4 protein-coding genes are annotated in these 2,680 nt (G+C 68.9%); all 4 read left to right on the top strand.

Annotated elements, in window-relative coordinates; all coding sequences use genetic code 11:
- Positions 1-539, top strand: a 539-nt coding sequence (locus tag B4E30_RS15605; RefSeq protein WP_286796124.1) for an O-methyltransferase, incomplete at its 5' end; no start/stop codon positions are given.
- 60 nt (positions 540-599) lie between these two features.
- Positions 600-1,880 carry a phosphopyruvate hydratase gene (gene eno / locus B4E30_RS15600; RefSeq protein WP_286717199.1) on the top strand — a complete coding sequence of 427 codons (1,281 nt, stop codon included), beginning with the start codon at positions 600-602 and terminating at the stop codon, positions 1,878-1,880.
- Positions 1,881-1,910: 30 nt separating this feature from the next.
- Positions 1,911-2,438, top strand: coding sequence for an FtsB family cell division protein (locus B4E30_RS15595; protein WP_286796122.1), 528 nt, complete (start codon positions 1,911-1,913; stop codon positions 2,436-2,438).
- Between the two features lie 57 nt (positions 2,439-2,495).
- On the top strand, positions 2,496-2,680 hold a 185-nt coding region (locus B4E30_RS15590), incomplete at its 3' end, for a DUF501 domain-containing protein (RefSeq protein WP_286796120.1).

Raw genomic sequence — 2,680 nt, 5'->3', positions numbered from 1 at the left:
GTGCGCGGCGCATCCTCGAGATCGGGACCCTCGGCGGATACTCCACCATCTGGCTGGCACGCGCGCTGCCGGAACGCGGGAGCGTGGTGAGCATCGAGGCGGAGCCGGTCAATGCCGCATTGGCCCGGGCGAACATCACCCGTGCGGGTCTCGCCGACCGCGTCGAGGTGCGCGAGGGCCGTGCCGCGGATGTGCTCCCGACCCTGTCCGGCGGTGAGCCGTTCGATCTCGTGTTCATCGACGCCGACAAGGAATCGAACACGATCTACCTCGACTGGGCGGCGCGTCTGGGGCGCCCCGGAACCGTCGTCGTCGTCGACAACATCGGCCGAGGAGGGGAAGTCGCCAATCCCGCGACCACAGCGTCGAACGTCATCGGCACCCAGCGAGGGCTGGAGATGCTCGCGCGCGATCCGCGCTTCGACGCGACCGCCCTGCAGACCCTCGACGCGAAGGGATGGGATGGCATCGCCCTCGCGATCGTGGTCGAGCCGGGGCCGGCGCGCGACGCCGGTGGCGTCGAGCGCGGTCATCACTAGACTCGTCTTCGGACCGACGACGTTCCGAAGACCCACCCTCCATCTGACAAGGAGTCCTCAGTGGCACTTATCGAGGCTGTAGGCGCACGCGAGATCCTCGACTCGCGCGGAAACCCGACCGTCGAGGTGGAGGTTCTCCTCGACGACGGCATCGTCCAGCGGGCCGCCGTCCCGTCGGGCGCTTCCACCGGCGCTTTCGAAGCATATGAACTGCGTGACGGCGACAAGGGCCGCTACAACGGCAAGGGCGTCCTCAAGGCCGTCGAGGCCGTGATCGACGAGCTCGGGCCCGCGATCGAGGGTGTCGAGGCGAGCGAACAGCGCATCGTCGACGAGATCCTCATCGCCACCGACGGCACCGACAACAAGGGCCGCACCGGCGCGAACGCCATCCTCGGCGTGTCGCTCGCGGTGGCCAAGGCGGCCGCCGACTCGGCGGATCTGCCGCTGTTCCGCTACCTCGGCGGACCCAACGCGCACATCCTGCCCGTGCCGCTGTTCAACGTCATCAACGGCGGTGAGCACGCCGACAACGGCATCGACATGCAGGAGTTCTTCCTCGCCCCGATCGGGGCCGAGACCTTCTCGGAGTCGCTGCGCTGGGGGACCGAGGTCTATCACGTCCTCAAGGGCGAGCTCAAGGCGGCCGGGTTCGCCACCGGTCTCGGCGACGAGGGCGGGTTCGCCCCCGACCTTCCGAGCAACCGCGAGGGCTTGGACTTCCTCGTCAAGGCGATCGAGAAGGCGGGCTTCACCCCCGGCACCGACATCGCGCTCGGCCTGGATGTCGCGGCGACCGAGTTCTTCTCCGACGGCGTCTACCGCCTGGAGAACAAGGACTGGACCGCTGCCGAACTCACCGACTACTACGTCGGGCTCGTGAACGACTACCCGATCGTCACGATCGAGGACGCGCTCGCCGAAGACGACTGGGACGCCTGGAAGGCGCTCACCGACGTTCTCGGCACGAAGACCCAGCTCGTCGGAGACGACCTTTTCGTCACCAACCCGCAGCGTCTTGCCGACGGCATCGCCCGCGGTGTCGCGAACTCGCTGCTGGTGAAGGTCAACCAGATCGGAACGCTGAGCGAGACGCTCGACGCGGTCGACATGGCGCACCGTGCGGGCTACACGGCGATGCTCTCGCACCGCTCGGGCGAGACCGAGGACACGACGATCGCCGACCTCGTCGTCGCCACCGGTGCCGGTCAGATCAAGAGCGGCGCGCCCGCACGCAGCGAGCGCGTGGCGAAATACAATCAGCTTCTGCGCATCGAGGAGGAGCTGGGCGACGCGGCGGAGTTCATCGGCCGCGCAGCCTTCCCGCGCTTCACGGGCTGATACACCGCACGAACGACGAGAGGGGGAGCCGTGGTCAAGACGACGGCTCCCTCTTCGCGTTCCCGGACGCGCCGTCCGGTCGACGTGCGCACGTGGCTCGGCGGCATCCGGCTGTCCGGGTTCATGGTGATCATGCTCGGCCTGGTGGTGCTGGCGGCCTTCGTGCTCGTTCCCACCATCGGCACCTACGTCGAGCAGCGTCAGCGCATCGACGCTCTCGAGGCGGCGGTCGCGCTCGCGCAGGACGACGTCGAAGACCTCGAGGCCCAGCAGGATCGTTGGCGCGACCCGGCCTTCATCACGACCCAGGCGCGAGAGCGCCTCTACTACGTCAAGCCGGGCGAGGTGGTCTACCTCGTCGACAACGACCTCGCGTCGGCCGATCTGCCGCAGGAGCAGGAACCCGTCAGTGAGGACGTCGAGCAGACCCGGAACGACTGGATGACGCAGATGGTCAGATCGGTCACCGAGGCCGGGCTCGCCCAGACGGTCGTTCCCGTCGACAGCGGCACCGAGGATCCGGCTACGTCCGATCCGACGGATGACCCGACCCCGTGAGTGCGTGCGGGCCGGCGATCCAGCGGCGGTCCAGACGCGCCCGGTAACGTGGCGCGCGTGATCCCTTCGCCCTTCGCGCCCGTGACCGACGCCGAGCGGGATGTGCTCCGCGCCCAGCTCGGGCGGCCCGCGCGCGGCGTCGTCGGCGTCGCCGCGCGCTGCGCCTGCGGCAACCCGACGGTGGTCGCCACGTCGCCCCGACTGGACGACGGCACGCCTTTCCCCACGTTCTACTACCTCAC

This window comes from Microbacterium sp. UBA3394, from assembly GCF_002358725.1.
Lineage (GTDB): Bacteria > Actinomycetota > Actinomycetes > Actinomycetales > Microbacteriaceae > Microbacterium > Microbacterium luteum.
This window is presented reverse-complemented; position numbering and strand designations above follow the sequence as displayed.